This is a genomic window from Endobacter medicaginis, from assembly GCF_014192375.1.
Classification (GTDB): domain Bacteria; phylum Pseudomonadota; class Alphaproteobacteria; order Acetobacterales; family Acetobacteraceae; genus Endobacter; species Endobacter medicaginis.
This window is the reverse complement of record NZ_JACHXV010000014.1, coordinates 34298-53243: the sequence shown is the minus strand read 5'-3', so window position 1 is coordinate 53243 and position 18946 is coordinate 34298. Positions and strand designations below refer to the sequence as shown.

The following is an 18946-nucleotide window of genomic DNA, read 5'->3' as shown; positions in this document are numbered from 1 at the left end:
GGCCACCGGCCGCAATCCGCGCCGCGCAGCTTCCACTCGCGGCCGTCGCCGCGTAGGCTTCAGATCGGTGTCTCACAATCTGCGGGCGGTACAGGCCTGACGATCGACAGTGGCGTCTGCAGCGCATCGAGGCCCAGCCAGGCGCGGCCGTAGATCGCGCCCCAGCCGCGGGACAGTGCGTCCATGTAGAAATGGCCGATGAAGCCGTTGTGCTGATAGTCGAGATGCAGCATCGGGGCCGCGACCGGCAGCGGCTCGGCCAGCGATGCGGACGCAACGCTCCATAGATCGCCACGATCGTCCTCCGCGGCGAGGTGGCGATGGTAGCCCGATTCCCAGGGCGCGGAGAAACTCTCCAGCAGCACGTGGTCGCCCTTGAGGATGAGGCCGCCCGGCAGGCAGAGCACGTCGCGCAGTCGTGCGATCGAGAGTTCGGGCCAGGCGATGGAGGTCGGCAGCCCGGATTCCGGTTGGGCGGGCATGCCGACCGGCCGCTGGACCGGCAGGGTGTGGCGCTCATGCCCCGGTGAGATGATCTCCGGCATCGGGAAACGCCCCGCCGGCAGCACCGCGCAGACCCCCTCCTCGCCGCCGAGAAACCCCGCCCGATCGATCCGCGGCAGAACCGTCTCGATCGGCACCTTGCGCAGAATCCTCCTCATTTGAGGTGTGAGGAGTCTGCAAAGGTCAAGACACCGTCCCGGACGTGTCTGGACTGGTCAGATGGTCGTTCCAGGCGCGTCCGGACGCAGGCTGCTCAGTGGCCGAAGCCGAGGAAGCCGGCACTCGGCAGCGGCGTGCCGCCGCCGGCGGCGATGGTGCGCACGCGCGGGGTGTTGTTGTCGGCGGCGTCGGCGAGGCTGGTCTCGTCCTCGGTGGCGGCCTTCGTCGTCGCGTGACCCTTCCTGTGGCCGTGCTTCGCGGGGGCGTTGTCGGCGGCGTAGGCGACGGCCGGCGCGCCGGTGGCGGCACCGCCCTGGCGCATCGACAGCAGCAGGAAGGTGATGGCGTGGCGGTCGAGATCGATCGACATGTCGATCGGAGTCTGGCCGAGCGCGTTGGTGGCGGTGAGATCCGCGCCGCGGTTCAGCGCGTCCTTCGCGCCCTCGATGTCGCCGCGGTTGACGGCATCGAACAGCGCGGTGTTGGGGTCCATGTCCTTGGCCGACACCGTCGCCGGGGCGGCATCGGTGGCGCTCATCGCGCCAGGCAGGGCGGCCGGGGGCGCGGGCTTCTTGTCCTTGTCGTCGTCGGGGTTCTGCTGCGGCTGGTTCTGCGGGCTCGACAGCGGGCTGATCGGCGCCGGCTCGGAGCTGGGTGCGGGCGCGGCATCCCCGCTCGGCGAGGTGGTGGTGGTGCCGGCAGCGCTCTGGGCGAGGGCCGTGGAGAGCGGTGTGGCGGCCAGGGCCGGGATCAGGCAGGCGGCCAGCAGGGCAGAGCGAGCGGTCATCGTGGTCCAGTCCGGGTCGGGCGAAATCAGGCTGGCAGGAAGCCGATTTTGACCCCTCGCGTCAAATTTTTCCTCACAGGAGCGTGATTTTTTGCGATGCGGCAGGTGAGGTGACCGGCGTTCAGCTCCGGCGCGCCTCCCGCCACCAGCCGCACATCAGCAGCAGCAGCGCCAGCGGCAGCGCGACCCAGGCAGGAAGCAGCGCCGTGGCGCGCGCGCCGGTGAGTGCGGTGGCATTGCCGGGCCGCAGGCCGATCCAGCCCGGACCCCCGGCCGCGTCGCCGGGGCCGACCACGCGCAGGGCGGGGACGGCGGGATGGGCCGGGTCGGAGCCGAGGAAATGGAGGCTGCCGGCGGCACCGCGCGCGAGCGGAGCGAGCCGCTCGGCGGTAGCGCGCAGGTCGGACAGCTCGAGCGCGTCGGACTCGGCTGCCGCTGCCCAGGCGTGGCGGGTGCCGTCCTCGATCTCCCAGATGCCGGGTGCGGCGGCTGGCAGGGTCGCGGTGGCGGTGCCGGGAGTGGTGGCGGCGAGGGGGAGCGGGGTGACGGTGCCGTCGGGGTGATGCACGCGCACGGTCTCGACGGGCGAGCTGGCGGCGGAGCGGCGGGTGACGGTGAGGGTGCCGTCGGTGATGGCGGCGTCGAGCTGCTCCTCGTCGAGCTGCGGCTCCTTCATCAGCCAGTGCGACAGGCGGCGCAGCAGCTCGGCCTGCGGGCCGCCGCCCCCCTCGCCGCGCGACCACAGCCAGATCTGGTCGGACAGCAGCATCGCCACGCGGCCCTGCTCGACATGGTCGAGAACGAGCAGGGGTGTGCGGCCACCCTCCGGCGTCGGGCCGCTCATCAGGGTCTCGGAGCCCTCGCGCGGCGTCTGGCCGAGCAGTTCGCGATACCACGGGCCCCAGTCGGTGCCGGACGGGGTGACGCCGGGGAGGTCGGCGGTGACGGGGTGGCGGCGGCCGAGCTCGGTGAGCTCCGGGACCAGCCGCTGCTCGTGCAGACCACCATCCACGGGGACATGCACCGGCAGGATATCGCCGAGCGGGGTGTCCTGAAGGCTGCCGGGGCCGATGAATTCCGGACCGGCGGTCATCAGCAGCCCGCCGCCCTGGCGGACGAAGTCGGCGATGTTGGCGAGGTAGGCGTCGGGCAGGCGGGTGCTGTCGTCGAACTGGTCGAGGATGATGAGGTCGAACTGGTCGATCTTGTCCTGGAACAGGGTGCGCACCGGAAACTGGATCAGCGCGAGCTCGCTCAGCGGGGTGAGATCGTCCTTGTCGGGGGGACGCAGGATGGTGAAATGCACCAGCTCGACCGAGGGGTCGGCCTTGAGCAGGCGCCGCCAGACGCGCTCGCCCTGGTTCGGCGCCCCCGAGATCAGCAGCACGCGGAGCTTGTCGCGCACGCCGTTGATGCGCAGCGTGGCGCGGTTGTTGACGTCCGAGACCTCGCCCGGCAGCGGGGCTGCCTCGAGTTCGATCAGGGTCGGGCCGGCATGGTCGATCGGCACCTCCAGCGTCTGCGGCTCGCCGACGGCGACGCTGCGGGCGGTGTCGGGACCGCCGGCGCGATGCACGCGCAGCTCGGCCGTGGCGCCGCGATCGGGGTCGGGACCGAGATCGTCGATCTGCACGCGGATGGTCGCGACCTTGCCGACGATGGCGTAGGGCGGGGCCTCGAGGATGCGCAGGCGGCGGTCGTGCTCTTCGCCGGCGGCGGGGATCAGCACCGAAAGCGGCGCCTGGCCGGCGCCGGCGCCGAGGCGGGCGGGGAGCTGGGCGGGGGCGTCGTGGACCTGGCCGTCGGTGAGCGCGACGACCCCGGCGAGCTGGCCGGCGGGGATGTCGGCGAGGCCGGATTCGAGTGCGGCGAACAGGCGGGTGCCGCCGGTGGGGCTGGCGGGGATGTCGACGCGGCGCAGGCGGGTGTCGGGCGGCAGTTCGGCGGCGAGCGAGGCGGCGGTGGCGTCGGCAATGGCGGCGCGCTGGCGCAAGGACATCGAGGCGGTGCGGTCGGTGAGCAGCAGCACGGTCTGCGGCAGCTTGCCCACGGTTTCGGCGAGCATCTGCGGGCCGCTGGCCCACAGCAGGATGACGCAGGCGGCGGCGGCGCGAAGGATCGCGCCGGGGGTGCGGCGCCAAAGCGCTGCGCCCAGCGCGAGGGCGGTGAGAACGCCGAGCAGGGCCAGCGCCCAGACGGGCAGCAGCAGGGCGAACTGCACGGAGGTCCGGGCGAGGGGGGAGATCATTGGCCGAGCCGTTCGAGCAGTGCCGGGACCTTCGCCTGGTCGGCCTTGTAGGTGCCGGTGAGGGCGTAGATCAGCAGGTTGACGCCGAAGCGGTAGGCGGTGCGGCGCTGGTCCTCGCCGCCGGGGATGGCGGCGAACGGGGTCTGGCCCTGCGCATCGACCGCCCAGGCCTGCGCCCAGCCGCCCGCACCGATCACCACCGGGCTGACGATGCCGTCCTCGGACGAGACCGCGGCGGCGGCGATCCAGACCGGCGCGTCGGCCCAGCGGCCGGGGAAGTCGTGCAGCAGATAGAAGGTGTGGGCGAGCACCTGATGGTCGTCGAGCTTCGCCAGCGCGGGGATGTCGAGCCCGTCGGTGGCGCGGTGCAGGGCCTCGGGCGACAGCGCGGCGTCGCCGGCATGGGAATCGATCAGCAGCATGCCGCCATGGGCGAGATAGGCATTGAGCGCGGCGATCGCCTTCGGGGCGGGGGGCGTGTCGTCCACCGCCCAGTAGATCAGCGGGTAGTAGGCGAGGTCGTCGATGCCGGGGGTCACGGCGACCGGGGGGGCGATGGCGGCGGAGGTGCGCGCGGAGGTGTAGGCGGCGAGGCCGGCGAGGCCCTCGCGGAGGGTCTCGTCGCGGGCGGGGTCGCCGGTGCGGATGTAGGCGAGCGTGGTGTGAAGGGCCCCCTGGGGAAGCTCGGGCGAGTCCTGGGTTGGTGCGGTCTGGGCATGGGCGGGAGCGATCGCGGCGAGCAGCACCAGAGCGATGGCCGCGCCCCGGCGCCAGGGTCGCCAGCCCCGCAGCACCAGGACGGCGAGCTGGTCGATCGCCAGCAGGACGAGGCCGATGGCCGCGAGCCAGGGGCCGAGTCTGGCGGTCGCGCGGGTCGCGGCGAGGCTCTCGCCCGGACCCGGCAGGGTCTGCGGCGCGAGGGCGGCGCGGGTGTCGGCGAGGTTGAGCGCGCGGCGGGCGCTGGCCGGGCCGTAGAGGCCGGGCGGATGCAGGCTCGTGGCCGGGGTCAGGCCGAAGCGGTCGGCTTGCAGCGCCTGCGCGCCGGGCGGCGGGGTGGCGAGGCTGCCGCTGCCGTCGAGACTGAGCGCCGGGGCGAGCAGGGCCCGGCCGCCGGCGTCGCCTTGCGTGGCGAAACCGGTCGCGCGCTCGATCAGCCGGTGCAGCATCAGCGGGAACACGCCCGACAGCGGCAGGTCGGACCAGTCGGCGTTGGAGGTGACGGCGAACAGCACGAGCTGGCCGCGGCCGAGGGCGAGATGGGTGACCAGCGGCGTGCCGTCGGCGAGCCGCGCCCAGCTCGCCGCGTCCAGCGCGCCGGAGGGCGCGGCCAGCACCTGCTTGCGGATGCGCACGTCGGCGGGCGCGGGCAGGCCGGCGAAGGGGGAGGTCGCGGGCCATGGCGCCAGGCTCTGGGCGGTCTCCCACGACATCGCGCCGCCCAACTCGCGCGCACCGCCGAGCAGCGGCACCGGCAGCAGGCTGTCGGCGGGCGAGAAGGCGGGGGCGGCCTCCGGCCCGCTGTCGGCGGGGTCGCCCGCATGCGAGGCGAGCAGCGGGCCGGCGAAACGGATCAGCATGCCGCCTGCCTCGACCCAGGCGGCGAGGCGCTTGCGGTCGGAGTCCGACAGCGAGGCGACGGTGCCGTCGGGGGCGATGATCACCGACAGCTCGCGCGACAGCAGGCTGGACAGATCGCCTTCGCGCAGCTCGCTGCCTTCAGCCAGTGCCCGCCGCAGATAATAGAGGCGGCCGAGCAGCGGGGTATCCTCGGTCTCGGTGCCGAGCAGGCCGACCGGCCGGCGGCGGGTGGATTCGTCGAGCAGGCGCACGCCGCCGGCGCCGAGACCGGGAATCACCAGCCGGGCGATGCGGTTGCGCAGCTCGGCGGGCAGGGCGAAGACGGCGGTGTTGCCGGCATCCGAGGTGGCGGTGGCCAGAGTGCCGCCGTCCTCGTCGCGGGCCTCGATGCGCCGGGCCCGGGCGTGGCCGGGCAGGCGCAGCAGGCTGATTTCGAGCCGGTCGGCGCTGGTACGCGGCGGCCCGATCAGCAGCGGATCGGCGGCCGGGTCGCGCAGGGTGACGAGATGCGCGAAGCGGCGCAGCGCGGTGTTCAGCGCAGGGTCGTCGCCCGTGGCGACGCCATCGGCCAGGTAGAGCACCGAGGCGGAGGCCGGCAGGGCGGCGAGGCGCCGGGCGAGGGCGGCGCGGTCGGGCGGCCAGGCCTGCGGGTGCATCGCGGCGAGCCCGCCGCGCAGGGTGGCGGGGGGCAGCGGCGGGGATGCGGCCCGTGCGGCGGGCACGGGATCGGCGCTGCCGAGCAGCCAGCCGTCATGGCCGGTGCGCTCGAGGGTGGCGATCGCGGCCTCGGCGGCCTGTCGGCGCTCCGTCCAGTCGGCGGCCGAAGCCCAGCCGTTGTCGATGACGATCACCGTGTCGGCCTGGCCGATCGTCGCCTGCGGCCCCTGATCGGCGTGCAGCAGCGGGCCGGCGAGACCGATGGTGAGCAGGCCGAAGGCGACGATGCGCAGCGCCAGAAGCCACGGCGAGGCGCGGGCGACGGTCTCGCGCGGCGGAGCGAGGCCGGCGAGCAGGCGCAGGGCGGGGAAATCCTGCACGCGCGGCGACGGCGGCAGTGCACGCAGCAGCCAGTAGAGCAGCGGCAGCGCGGCGAGGGCCGCCAGCAGCCAGGGGGAGGTCCAGCTCATGCAGGGCGCTGTCCTGCACCTGCGGGGGACTGAGGCCCCGGACCCCCGATTGCGGGAGCGCCGGACAGTGCGAGATGCAGGGTGCGCAGGGCGGTCTCGGGGGGGTGGTCGGTGCGATGCAGCAGCAGGCGCGCACCGAAGCGGGCGGCGGTGCCGGCCAGGGCGGCGCGGTGTGCGGCGATCGCGTCGGCATAGGCGGCGCGCAGGTCGCCGGCGCGGGGGACCAGCAGCGCGGGCTCGCCCTCCAGCCCCTCGAAGCGCACGCGGCCCTGCCAGGGGAGCTCGAGCTCGGCAGGGTCGAGCACCTGGACCAGCAGGGCATGGGCCGGGCGGGCGATCAGCGTGCGCAGGCGGTGCTCCCACAGCTCCACCGGATCGAGGAAGTCGCCGAACAGCAGCACCAGGCTGTCGCGCGGCGTGTCGGAAAGCGCGGTGTCGGGGAAGGTGGCGTGGGCGGGGAGGGCCGCGAGGGCGGCGGCGAGAACCGGCAGGCGCTGGCGGGTGGCGGCGGTCGCACCGGCGGGGCCGAGCACGCGGGCGCGCTCGCCGGCCCGCAGCGCCATCGCCGCCGCGGCCAGGGCGAGGAGGGCGGCGCGGTCGGACTTGCGAGGCAGGCCGGGGTCGGAACGCCAGTGCATCGAGGGGGTGGGATCGCACCACAGGCACACGGTCTGCGCGGCTTCGCGTTCGGTCTCGCGGACGAAGGCGCGCTCACTGCGCGCCGACTGCCGCCAGTCGATGCGGGTGACCGGCTCGCCGGGCAGCACGGGGCGGTACTGCCAGAAACTGTCGCCATGGCCGGCCTGGCGACGGCCATGCGTGCCAAGGCCCGAGCGCGGCGCGATGCGGGCGGTATCGAGCGACAGGACCGGCAGGGCGGCGGCGAGGCGCTCGGCCTCCAGCAGGTCGGGGGGGGTGCCGGGCGCGCGGGCGGCGGGCGGGGCCATGGGGGCCGGCCGGGCGGGGCGCAGGCGGGAGAACAGGCCGCTCATCGGGGGAAAGGCGCGCCCGGTCAGCGTGCGGTGCGGCGGATATGGCCCTCATACTGCCCCTGCGCCGCGGCGAGGCGGGTGATGAGCGCATCGAGCGAGGCGCCCTCGGCGCGGGCGGCGAAGTTCAGCGCCATGCGGTGACGCAGCACCGGGCCGGCCAGGGCGTCGACATCCTCGAGGCTGGGCGACAGCCGCCCGTCGAGCAGCGCGCGCGCGCGCGTGGCGAGCATCAGCGCCTGCGCTGCGCGAGGGCCGGGGCCCCAGGCGAGCAGGCGGATGGCCTCGGCATCGCCGCCCGGCTCGGGCCGGGCGCTGCGCACCAGGGCGACGATCGCATCCACCACACGCTCGCCGACCGGCAGTGCGCGCACCAGCGCCTGGGCGGCGGCGAGTTCGCCGGCGGCCAGCACGGGGCGGGCGACGGCCCGCGACGCGCCGGTGGTGGCGAGCAGCATGGCGCGCTCGGCCTCGGCATCGGGGAAGGCGAGGTCGATCTGGAGCATGAAGCGGTCGAGCTGGGCTTCGGGCAACGGGTAGGTGCCTTCCTGCTCGATCGGGTTCTGGGTGGCCAGCACGTGGAAGGGCTGCGGGAGCGGGTGGCTGGTGCCGGCCACGGAGACGCGACCCTCCTGCATCGCCTGGAGCAGGGCGGACTGGGTGCGCGGCGAGGCGCGGTTGATCTCGTCCGCCATCAGCAGCTGGCAGAACACCGGGCCGGGGACGAAGCGGAAGGAGCGGCGACCATGCGCGTCCTCGTCCAGCACCTCGGAGCCGGTGATGTCGGCGGGCATCAGGTCGGGGGTGAACTGCACGCGCCGTGCGTCGAGGCCCAGCACGGTGCCCAGCGTCTCGACCAGCAGCGTCTTGCCCAGCCCGGGCGCGCCGACCAGCAGGCCGTGACCGCCCGCGAGCACGCAGGCGAGCGTCTGCTCGACCACCGCGCGCTGGCCGAAGATCACCTCGGCGATGGCGGCGCGCACCTCGGCGAGGCGGGCGATCAGCCGGTCGGCGGCGGCGACGGGGTCGGCGCTGACGGGCTGGGCTTGGAGGTCGGCGGAGAGCGTCATGCGCCTAGTGTCGCAGGTATGGGGGTTTCATCAAGCCGCGACGCGCGCCATATCGGATTCATGCAGGCCGATCGCATCCCCACTCCCGCCCAGGGCGACGCCGACTCCGCTCCGGCGCCGCGACAGCGGCACGAATGCGGTGCGCTGCCGTTCCTGATCCGGCGCGACGGGTCGTGGATGTATCGGGGCTCGCCGATCGCGCGCAAGGCGATGGTGTGTCTGTTCGGTCATGCGTTGCAGCGTGATGCCGACGGCGTGTTCTGGCTGGAGACGCCGGCCGAGCGTGGCTACATCGAGGTCGAGGACGCGCCCTTCATCGCCGTCGAGATGAACTGGACCGGGTCCGGGCGCGACCAGGAACTCACCTTCCGCACCAATATCGACGAGATCGTCGAGCTGGGCCCCGAGCGGCGGCTGCGCGTGGACTGGCGCTGCGACCGCTCGCGGCTGAAGGCGGCGTGCGGCTCGGCCCCGGTGCCCTATATCGACGTGCGCCCGTCACGCGGGCAGCCGATCGAGGCCAGGCTGTCGCGGCCGGTCTATTACGAGCTCGCCGCCCTCGCACAGCCGGGGTGTGTGGACGGCACCCCCTGCATGGGGGTGTGGAGCCGGGGCGTGTTTTTCCCCGTGGGGCCGGCGGAAGGTGGCTGCGGCTGAGCCTCACATTCCCGATCTGACGGGCGCGCTGCCGGCCGGGCCCGCCGCCGCCCTCGATCGGATGTGGACCATCCTGCCGGAGGCGCGGCTGGTGGGCGGGGCGGTGCGTGACCTGCTGGCCGGGCGCAAGGTGGTCGATCTCGACCTGGCGACGCCGCGGCCGCCCGAGGCGGTGGTCGTGGCGGTGGAGGCGGCGGGGCTGGTGGCGATCCCGACCGGGCTCGCGCATGGCACGGTCAGCGTGATGGTGGATGGCGAGCGGGTCGAGGTCACCACGCTGCGGCGCGATGTGGTGACGGACGGGCGGCACGCGACGGTCGCGTGGACCGACGACTGGCGCGAGGATGCCGCGCGACGCGATTTCACCTTCAATGCGATGTCGCTTGACCGCGCCGGGGTCGTGCACGACTGTTTCGGTGGCCTGGACGATCTGCGCGCCGGGCGGGTGCGCTTCGTCGGGCGGGCGGCGGAGCGGATCGCCGAGGACCGGCTGCGGATCCTGCGCTACTTCCGCTTCCTGGCCCGGTTCGGCAGCGAGGGTGCGCCGGATGCGGAGGCGGTCGGTGCGATCGGCGCCGATCTGGGCGGTTTGAGCGCGCTGTCGGCGGAGCGGGTGTGGTCGGAGCTGCGTCGGCTGTTCGAGACCCCGGCGATCGGGCCGGTGGTCGGGCTGATGGGGCGGCTGGGGGTGTTTGGCGCGTTGTTCGGACCCTCATTGCGGGCCGAGGGCGCAGGGCTGCTGTTGCGGCTCGAGGCGGCGGCCGATGCGGACACGCCGCCGGCTCTGGTGCGGCTGGCAGCGCTGGTGCGGCCCGGGCAGGCGGAGCGTGTTGCCGGGCTGCTGCGCCTGTCGCGGGCGGAGGGAACGGGGCTGGCGGCGCTGCTGGCCAGCGAGGCGCTGTCGCCGGGGGCGGATGACGATGCGTTGCGGGCGGCGCGCGATGCCGAGCCGGCGGAGGTGCTGGCCGGACGTGCCTGGCTGGCGCAGGCCGCGGTGCGCGGCGCCCCGGATGCCGGCTGGGCCGCGCTGCGGACGCGGCTGATGACGCTGCCGCAGCCCGAATTCCCGCTCCACGGCGCGGACGTGGTGGCCGCCGGTGTGGCGCCGGGCCCGAAGGTGGGCGAGGCCCTCGCCGGGATGCGCGGATGGTGGCGCGGCCAGGGCTGCCGCCCGGAGCGTCCCGACTGCCTCGTCGAGCTTGCCCAGCGGCTTCGCCACGACCTGAAGGAGGGGTTTCAAGGGCTCAGCCCTTGATGGGGTTCGGGGCAAAGCCCCGAGACGACGGTGCCTCAGCCTGCTAATCGGGACCCCATGCAGCCTGCCGCCCTCTCCAAGACGATCAGACCCACCCTGCTGCGGCGGCTGTGGCGCGAGGAAATCCTGCGCTACCCGAGACGGATCGCGGCGGTGCTGTCACTCACGGTGGCGATGGCGCTGTTCAACGCCCTGTACCCGGTGGTGATCAAGCGGGCGCTGGACATGTTCGCCGCGCAGGATCCCCGTATCCTGTACCAGGTGCCGATGCTGGTGGTGATGATCACCTGCGCCAAGGCCGCGTCGCAGTACGGGCAGACCGTGGCGATGCAGGATCTGGTGCTGGTGGTGATCCGCGGCCTGCAGGAGCGGATGTTCGCGCATCTGATGGCCGCCGATATCGCGCGCATCGAGGCGGAGGCGCCGGCGACGTGGGCTGCGCGCTTCACCACCGATGCGGTGACGATCCGCGAGGCGATGATCCGGGCGGTGAACGCGATCGGCGACAGCGTCACCGTGGTCGGGCTGGTGATCTCGATGATCTGGATGGACTGGGAACTCAGCCTGATCGCGGCGGTGCTGTATCCGGTCGCGGCGATCCCGATCCAGCGCATCGGCAAGCGGGTGAGACGGGCCTCGGGCGGCATCCAGGAGCGGGTAGGCGAGACCGCCGCCCTGCTGACCGAAAGCATCGCGCAGTCGCGCACCGTGCGGGCCTACGGGATGGAGCGGGCCGAGCAGGCGCGTGCGGATGCGTCGTTCGCCGCGCTCTACAGGGCGCTGCTGAAGATGACGCGCGGTCGTGCGCGGGTGGAGCCGGTGCTGGAGGTGCTGGGCGGCACGGCGGTCGCGCTGGTGCTGGGCTTCGCCGGCTGGCGGGCGGCGCATGGCGGAGCGACCCTGGGTGATTTCGCCGGGTTCGTGGCCTCTCTGCTGCTGGCGTCGAGGCCGCTGCGCGCGCTGGGCTCGCTCAATTCCGCGGTGCAGGAGGGTGTTGCGGGACTGGCGCGGATCTTCACGGTGCTGGACGAGCGGCCGGATGTGGTGGACGCGTTCGGGGCCCCGGCGCTGCCGGCCGGACCCGGGGCGCTGCGCTTCGAGAACGTGCGGTTCGACTATCCCGACGGGCGGATCGGCCTGGACGGGCTGAGTTTCGCCGCCGAGCCGGGGCAGACGGTGGCGCTGGTGGGTGCGTCCGGGGCGGGCAAGTCGACCGCGCTGTCGCTGCTGCCGCGGCTGCACGATCCGCGCTCGGGGCGAATCGAGCTCGACGGTCACGACCTGCGCTCGGTATCGCTGGCCTCGCTGCGGGGCGCGATCGCCTATGTCGGGCAGGAGACGCTGCTGTTCGATGCGTCGGTCGCCGACAACATCCGCATGGGCCGGGTCGGGGCGAGCGATGCGGAGGTGCGCGCGGCGGCGCGGGCGGCGGCGGCCGAGGGGTTCATCGACGCGCTGCCGGAGGGGTTCGCGACGCGTGTCGGCACCGGCGGCGGCCGGCTGTCGGGCGGCCAGCGGCAGCGCGTGGTGATCGCCCGCGCGCTGCTGCGCAATCCGCGCCTGCTGCTGCTGGACGAGGCGACCAGTGCGCTCGATGCGGAGAGCGAGGCGTCGGTGCAGGCGGCGCTCGCGCATCTGCGCGCGGGCCGCACGACGATCATCGTCGCGCATCGCCTGTCGACGGTGCGGTCGGCGGATGTGGTGGTGGCGATGGCGGAGGGCCGCGCGGTGGAGATCGGCAGCCATGCCGAGCTGCTGGCGGCGGACGGAATCTACGCCCGGCTGGTGCGCACGCAGGGGCTCGCCGCCTGAAGGCTGCGCCGTGTTGCGGCTGCGGGCGGTTCATGGCACGAATGACCGAACGGGTCGGTCAGCGAACTGCCACCGTGCATCGGGATCAGAGGTTGGGACCAAATGGCGCCGCAAAGCGACGACACCGGGCAGGGGAATGGCGCCCAGGACCAGGACGGCAAGGACGCCGAGCCGCAGGGCAAGCGGCGCAGCCCGCTGCTCAAGTTCGCGCTGATCGGATTCATCCTGGTCGTGCTGATCGGTGGCGGTCTGTACTGGTGGCTGACGCGCTTCGATGTCACCACCGATGACGCCTATACCGAAGGCCGCGTGGTGAAGATCGCGCCGCATGTCGGCGGCTATGTCATCGCGCTGAACGTCAACGACAACCAGTTCGTCCATCAGGGGCAGGTGCTGGCACAGATCGATCCGCGCGACTGGCAGGCCGCACTCGATCAGGCGATCGCCCAGGAGCAGCAGGCGGAGAAGTCCGCCCTCGGCGCGCATTACGCCTCCGAGGTGGCCGAAAAGAACTTCCCCGCCCGTCTCGCGCAGGCGAAGGCGACGCTTGCCCAGGCGGAGGCGAAGGAACTCAACGCCCAGCAGGAATACGACCGCCAGCACCGCATCGCCCATGCCGCGACCACGCAGCAGGCGATCGACCAGTCCACGGCGTCGCTGCGCCAGGCGCAGGCGGATGTGGAGCAGGCAAAGGCGCAGGTGCTGCAGGCGAGCCCGGTGCAGGCCAACATCCAGCAGACCGATGCGACGGCGCAGCAGCAGGACGCAGCGGTCGCGAATGCCAAGGCGGCGGTCGAGCGGGCGCGGCTGAACCTCGAATGGACCACGATCCGCGCCCCGCATGACGGCTGGATCGCGCAGCGCAATATCGAGCGTGGCAACCTGGTGCAGTCCGGTCAGGCGCTGTTCGCGATCGTGCAGCCCGACGTGTGGGTGGTGGCGAACTTCAAGGAGACGCAGCTCGCGCACATGCGTCCCGGCCAGCCGGTCAATATCAGCGTGGATGCCTATCCGGATCTCAAGCTCCATGGTGTGGTGAACTCGATCCAGAACGGCACCGGCGCGCAGTTCTCGACCTTCCCGCCGGAGAACGCGACCGGCAACTTCGTCAAGATCGTGCAGCGCGTGCCGGTGAAGATCATCATCGATGGCGGGCTCGATCCGCAGCGCCCGCTGCCGCTCGGCCTGTCGGTCGAGCCGACGGTCAACGTCGAGTAATGGCGTCAGCGCCGCAGGCCCAGGGTGGTGGCAGCGACTGGCGGCCGAAGGCCAATCCGTGGCTGATCGCGGTGTCGGTGACGATGGCGGCGTTCATGGAGGTGCTCGACACCACCATCGTCAACGTGTCGCTGCCGCATATCGCCGGCGATCTGTCGAGTTCCTATGACGACGCCACCTGGGCGCTGACCGCCTATCTGGTGGCCAACGGCATCGTGCTGACGGTGTCGGGCTGGATCGGGCGGCTGCTGGGACGCAAGCGCTACTTCCTGATCTGCATCGCCATGTTCACCGTCTTCTCGTTCCTGTGCGGAGCGGCGACGAGCCTGCCGGAACTGATCCTGTTCCGGCTGATGCAGGGGTTCTTCGGCGGCGGGCTGCAGCCCAACCAGCAATCGATCATCCTCGACACCTTCCCGCCGGCCAAGCGCGGCGCCGCGTTCGGCGTCACCGCGCTGGCGACCATCGTGGCACCCGCGCTCGGCCCCACGCTGGGCGGCTACATCACCGACAATGCCTCGTGGCGCTGGGTGTTCTACATCAACGTGCCGATCGGCATTCTCGCGCTGATCGCCAATTCGGCGCTGGTGGAGGACCCGCCCTGGGCAAAGAAACAGGCCGCGCCGCTCGACGTGATCGGTCTGTCGCTGATCACCATCGGGCTGGGCTGCCTGCAGGTGCTGATGGACCGTGGCGAGGATGACGACTGGTTCGGCTCGCCGTTCATCCGCTGGATGGGGGTGGGCGCGGCACTGGGCATCGGCGGGGCGATCGTGTGGCTGCTGAGTGCGAAGCGGCCGGTGGTCAATCTGCGGGTGTTCAAGGATCGCAACTTCACCCTCGGCACGATCAGCATCGCCACGCTGGGCTTCGTGCTGTACTCGACCGCGGTCCTGGTGCCGCAATTCGCCCAGCAGGTGCTGGGCTACACGGCGACGCTGGCCGGGCTTGTGCTGTCGCCGGGCGCGCTGGTGATCCTGGTGCTGATCCCGTTCATCGGCCGGCTGATGAAGGTGGTGCAGACCCGGATGCTGATCGCGTTCGGATTCACGGTGATGGGCGTGGCGATGGTGATCTCGTCCTATATCCCACCCGACGTGAATTTCGGCACGCTGGTGATCTGCCGCATCCTGCAGGCGGGGTGTCTTGCGTTCCTGTTCGTGCCGATCTCGACCATCGGCTACTCGACCATTCCGCGAGAGCTGAACGGCGATGCCTCGGCGCTGTTCGCGATGGTGCGCAACGTGATGGGCTCGATCGGCATTTCCACCGCGACCGCGGTGATCCAGCAGGGCACGCAGATCCGTCAGGCGCACATGGTGCACTGGATGACGCCGTACCGGGCGCCATACAACGATTATCTCGACCGCGCGAAACAGGCCTATCTCGATGCCGGGCTGCCGTCGATGCAGGCCACGACGGCTGCGACCACGCATCTGCTGAGCGAATTCCGCCGGCAGGCGACGATCCTTGCCTATCACGATGCCTATCTGCTGTTCGGCATGGCGGCGCTGGTGATGGTGCCGATGTGCATGCTGTTCGGACCGATGGTCGCCTCCGGGAAGCCCGGTTCCGGCGGGGGACACTAGGCCGAGACCGTTTTCCGGGATTGATATGTTATAACATTCCGGGATAGACCGGCGGAATGCGTCACGCTTCCTCCCGCCGCCCGGCCCGGCTCATGGCCCTTCTGCTGTCCGCGTGCCCCTTCGGCGGCGGCGCGGCCCTCGCCCAGACCGTGTCACAGACCTCGCCGCCGACGGGCGGCGGGCGCTCCGGCTTCGATGACAGCGCCACGCTGCATCGCGGCGCCGACGGGCAGCAGGTGGTCGAGGAGCATATCGTCGTCAACGCGAAGCTCGACCGCCAGCGCGCGGCCCTGCAACCCGCGACGGGCGCCACCACCTACAGCTTCTCACGCAAGGACATCGAGACGCTGCCGGGCGCGGACAATGCGCCGCTCAACTCCGTGCTGCTGCAGGCGCCGGGGGTGAGCCAGGACAGTTTCGGCCAGATCCATGTCCGCGGCGACCACAACGAGGTGCAGTTCCGTCTCGACGGCGTCGAACTGCCGGAGGGGCTGAGCGTGTTCGGCCAGACGCTGATGACCCGGTTCGCGCATTCGATGTCGCTGACCACCGGCGCATTGCCGAGCGAATACGGCTTTCTCCAGGCCGGCGTCGTGGACATCACCACCAAGAGCGGCAGCGCCGACCCTGGCGGCGACCTGTCGATCTATGGCGGCGCGCGGGATTATGTCTTCCCCTCGCTGCAATATGGCGGCCATGCCGGGAAGTTCGATTTCTTCGTCACCGGCGACTACGTGCATGACAGGGTCGGGATCGAGAACCCGACCCCCGATTTCAATGCCATCCACGATCTGTCGAACCAGTATCACTATCTGGGCCATTTCCGGTACACGCTCGATCCGCAGACCCGGATCAGCCTGACGACGGGGGTGTCGAACGCGCAGTATCAGCTTCCGAACAATCCCGGCCAGCAAAGGCAGTTCGCCAATCCGAGCTATGCGCAGAGCGGGCTCGGGCAGAGCAATTTCGGCAGTGTGGACAGCGCCTCGCTCGACGAACGGCAGAAGCAGATCACCGATTTCGCCATTGCCTCGCTGCAGAAGGACATCGGCAGCAGGCTGAGCCTGCAGACCTCCGGCGTGGTGCGTTACAGCTCGCTCGGCTACTCGCCCGATCAGCTCGGCGATCTGGTCTACAACGGCATCGCCCAGCGCGCGCAGCGCTCGGTGTTCTCGTCGGGCTCGCAGACCGATGTCACCTGGCGTGCCGCCCCCACCCATACGGTGCGGTTCGGATATCAGGTCTATGTCGAGCGCAACGTCTCCAAGATCGATTCCACGGTCTATCCGCAGACGGGCACCGACGAGGACGGCGACCCGGTCTACAGCCCCGACACCGTCAACATCCATGACGGCGAGGGGCGTACCGGCTGGCTGTACGGCATGTATGCGCAGGACGAATGGACGCCGCTGCGCACTCTGACCGTCAATTACGGACTGCGCTTCGACGGGGTCGACGAATACACCCATTCCAAACAGGTCTCGCCGCGCATCAACGTGGTCTGGCGGCCGTGGAAGGGCGGCACGCTGCATGTGGGGTATTCACGCTACTTCACGCCGCCGCCCTTCGAGCTGGTCGGCGGCGCGCAGCTGAGCCGCTTCGCCGATACCTCGGCCGCGCCTGCGACCTTGCAGGACACGACGGTCAAGGCAGAGCGCGACCACTATTTCGACGCCGGTTATGCGCAGGAGCTCCTGCCCGGCTGGCATGCTTCGGTGGATGCCTATGTGAAACTGGCGAAGAACCTGATCGACGAGGGCCAGTTCGGCTCGCCGATCGTGCTGTCGGCGTTCAACTACCGTCGCGGCCAGGTCAACGGCTACGAGTTCGCCACCGACTACCAGCGCGGGCCGCTCGACCTGTATGGCAATTTCGCCTGGTCGCGGGCGATCGGCAAGGACATCGTCTCCGCGCAATGGAACTTCGATCCCGATGATCTCGCCTATATCCGGCAGCACTGGATCCATCTCGATCACGACCAGCGCTGGACCGCGTCCGCCGGTGCCAGCTACCGCCTCTGGTATCGCAGCACGCATCCGCTGCTGCTGTCCGGGACGATGGTCTATGGCAGCGGCCTGCGCGCCGACGGCGCGGTGCCGAACGGGGATTCGGTGCCGGCCTACGCGACGTTCAATCTCGCCGCGGTGCAGGGCTTCGAGCTCCTGCCGCATCTCGGGCGCACGCAGTTGCGGCTCGACGTGATCAACCTGTTCGACAAGAGCTACGAGCTGCGGTCCGGCTCGGGCATCGGGGTAGGGGCGCCGCAATACGGGCTGCGGCGGACGATCCTGGCGGGGGTTTCGCAGAGGTTCTGAAAAGGGGGTTCTTTTTTGGAAAAAAAGAACCAAAAAACTTCCGCATTTTCTGGCTGCTGCGGATGTATTCGGGAGATCGCGGACCACCCCGACAGCGGATGAAAGTCGTTTTGCTTCTCTTTCTTCAGAAAAAGAAGGACTCCCGCCGCAGGCTCTCCGCATACCCGGCAAACGACACCGCCAGCGCGGCGTAGATCGGCTTCTTGAACCCCACCTCGAGCCGGGGCAGTTCGGCGAGCGGCACCCAGCGCCAGGCATCGAATTCGGGATGGTCCTCGGCATCGAGGCGGATATCGGCATCTTCTCCGGTGAAGCGCAGCGCGAACCAGCGCTGTCGCTGTCCGCGGAAGCGCCCGCCCAGCGCGCGGCCGATCAGTTCCGGCGGCAGCTCGTAGCTCAGCCACTCGGGATGGTGGCCAAGGATCTCGGCGCGGTCGGTTCCGATCTCCTCACGCAGCTCGCGCAGGACGGCGACGGCCGGGTCCTCGTCCGCGTCGATGCCGCCCTGGGGCATCGACCATATGCCGGGTGCGTCGTTCGGTGTCTTGATGTCGGTGCGACGGCCGATGAACACCTCGCCGCGGCGGTTGAACAGGGCCGCGCCCACATTCGGACGCAGCGGCAGCAGCGAGGGGGCGTCAGTCATGCGGCGAAGCCTCGGTGGGGGGCGTGGGGGCGACCGGTTCGGCGACCGGCGGCGCCGCACCCGGGGCGGGGCAGGGGGCGCCGCCATCGGGCAGCATCGCGGAGGCCGGCAGCAGCAGCACGCCGCGGGCGGGCAGTGCGCTGGACCACTGGCGCAGCCGGTCGAGCAGCAGCGGGGTGGGCGGCCCGACCATGCCGAGCGCACAGCCATGCGTCTCGGCCATGGCCTCCAGGTGTGCCAGCCAGGCGTCGATACCGGCAGGGTCATCGGCCTCGTCGAGCCGGAGATCGGCATGCAGCGTCCGTGCCGGCGCCACCAGCGGCGTGGTGGCGCTGATATAGGCGAGATGGCGCCGGTCGAGCTCGGCCACGACCGGCGCGAAGCCGGCGGTGGTGGCGAAATGCTCGCCATACTGGCCTGATTCCGCGTCGGTCAGGCCGTCATAGCCGGTGAAGCGGCCGAGCGCCCAGGCGAGGTCGGCCGCATTGGCCGCTGGCGACCGGCCGAGGCTCAGCTCGTGGGCGCCTTCGGTGTTGCGGGGTGCGCCCTCCGGCTCCATCGGCAACGACAGCAGGCGCTCATGGCCGCGCGCGGCGGCCTCATCCGCGAGCGGCTGCAGGTCCGGCGCATCGGGCGAGAAGGCCAGGGTGATGGCAGCGGGCAGGCTCCCGATCGCCTCCTCGCTGGGTGCGCGGGCCAGTCCGATGCCGCTCAGCACCAGCGCGACCTGTGGCCAGTGATGGGGATTGGCAGCAGTCGAGGGCGGCGGCAAGAGCGCGGGGCGCGGCGTGGGCGCGGTCGCGGGAGCGGTGCGCGGCACGACCGGAGCGGTGGCGGCGGTGGCGGGCGCCGCGACAGGACGAGGGGGAGCGGGCCGATGCAACACCGCCCATGCGGCGAGCGCACAGGCCAGTGCCAGCACCACGCACCAGAAGGCAAGCAGTGCGATGGCTGGTCGCGACCAGGAAGGGCGGCGCGCAGCGGCCATCAGG

General features: G+C 71.5%; 14 protein-coding genes. 6 read left to right on the top strand and 8 right to left on the bottom strand.

The genetic code is table 11. The features are described from left to right. Nucleotides 1-59 precede the first annotated feature (59 nt). The 6 genes from FHR90_RS13945 to FHR90_RS13920 all read right to left on the bottom strand — a co-directional run bounded on the left by FHR90_RS13945 (nt 60) and on the right by FHR90_RS13920 (nt 8462). Nucleotides 60-641: a hypothetical protein gene (locus tag FHR90_RS13945; RefSeq protein WP_183275428.1), complete on the bottom strand. Its 582-nt coding sequence runs from the start codon at nt 639-641 to the stop codon at nt 60-62. Nucleotides 642-757: 116 nt separating this feature from the next. Next, complete coding sequence (locus FHR90_RS17670; protein WP_176626397.1) at nt 758-1450, bottom strand: ankyrin repeat domain-containing protein; 693 nt, start codon at nt 1448-1450, stop codon at nt 758-760. A 121-nt stretch (nt 1451-1571) separates the two neighbouring features. Continuing rightward, nucleotides 1572-3698, bottom strand: a complete 2127-nt coding sequence (locus FHR90_RS13935; protein ID WP_183275427.1) for a VWA domain-containing protein — start codon at nt 3696-3698, stop codon at nt 1572-1574. Continuing rightward, on the bottom strand, nt 3695-6403 hold the full coding sequence (locus tag FHR90_RS13930; RefSeq protein WP_183275426.1) for a DUF4159 domain-containing protein: 2709 nt from the start codon (nt 6401-6403) through the stop codon (nt 3695-3697). The genes FHR90_RS13935 and FHR90_RS13930 overlap by 4 nt, the downstream gene beginning before the upstream one ends. Continuing rightward, complete coding sequence (locus FHR90_RS13925; RefSeq protein WP_246330284.1) at nt 6400-7395, bottom strand: DUF58 domain-containing protein; 996 nt, start codon at nt 7393-7395, stop codon at nt 6400-6402. The genes FHR90_RS13930 and FHR90_RS13925 overlap by 4 nt, the downstream gene beginning before the upstream one ends. A gap of 20 nt (nt 7396-7415) precedes the next feature. Then, on the bottom strand, nt 7416-8462 hold the full coding sequence (locus FHR90_RS13920; protein WP_183275425.1) for an AAA family ATPase: 1047 nt from the start codon (nt 8460-8462) through the stop codon (nt 7416-7418). Nucleotides 8463-8480: 18 nt separating this feature from the next. Between FHR90_RS13920 and FHR90_RS13915 the strand changes: the two genes are divergently transcribed. The 6 genes from FHR90_RS13915 (at nt 8481) to FHR90_RS13890 (ending at nt 17308) form a co-directional block, all read left to right on the top strand. After that, nucleotides 8481-9119: a DUF1285 domain-containing protein gene (locus FHR90_RS13915; RefSeq protein WP_394367863.1), complete on the top strand. Its 639-nt coding sequence runs from the start codon at nt 8481-8483 to the stop codon at nt 9117-9119. Then, a complete protein-coding gene (locus FHR90_RS13910; RefSeq protein ID WP_266153127.1) occupies nt 9106-10374 on the top strand; it encodes a CCA tRNA nucleotidyltransferase in 1269 nt (422 codons plus the stop codon). The genes FHR90_RS13915 and FHR90_RS13910 overlap by 14 nt, the downstream gene beginning before the upstream one ends. Nucleotides 10375-10431: 57 nt before the next feature. Next, nucleotides 10432-12186 (top strand): ABC transporter ATP-binding protein, encoded by a 1755-nt coding sequence (locus FHR90_RS13905; RefSeq protein WP_183275424.1) that lies wholly within the window; start codon nt 10432-10434, stop codon nt 12184-12186. A 102-nt stretch (nt 12187-12288) separates the two neighbouring features. Further along, nucleotides 12289-13404, top strand: a complete 1116-nt coding sequence (locus FHR90_RS13900) for an HlyD family secretion protein (protein WP_176623993.1) — start codon at nt 12289-12291, stop codon at nt 13402-13404. Continuing rightward, nucleotides 13404-14993 (top strand): DHA2 family efflux MFS transporter permease subunit, encoded by a 1590-nt coding sequence (locus FHR90_RS13895; RefSeq protein ID WP_176623995.1) that lies wholly within the window; start codon nt 13404-13406, stop codon nt 14991-14993. The genes FHR90_RS13900 and FHR90_RS13895 overlap by 1 nt, the downstream gene beginning before the upstream one ends. A 92-nt stretch (nt 14994-15085) precedes the next feature. Then, nucleotides 15086-17308 (top strand): TonB-dependent receptor, encoded by a 2223-nt coding sequence (locus tag FHR90_RS13890; protein ID WP_176623997.1) that lies wholly within the window; start codon nt 15086-15088, stop codon nt 17306-17308. A gap of 124 nt (nt 17309-17432) precedes the next feature. On the opposite strand, the gene FHR90_RS13885 is transcribed toward FHR90_RS13890, so the two are convergent. Then, nucleotides 17433-17954: an RNA pyrophosphohydrolase gene (locus tag FHR90_RS13885; RefSeq protein WP_176623999.1), complete on the bottom strand. Its 522-nt coding sequence runs from the start codon at nt 17952-17954 to the stop codon at nt 17433-17435. Further along, nucleotides 17947-18942, bottom strand: a complete 996-nt coding sequence (locus FHR90_RS13880; RefSeq protein WP_183275423.1) for a divergent polysaccharide deacetylase family protein — start codon at nt 18940-18942, stop codon at nt 17947-17949. Before FHR90_RS13880 ends, FHR90_RS13885 begins: the two co-directional genes overlap by 8 nt. Between the last annotated feature and the right edge of the window lie 4 nt (nt 18943-18946).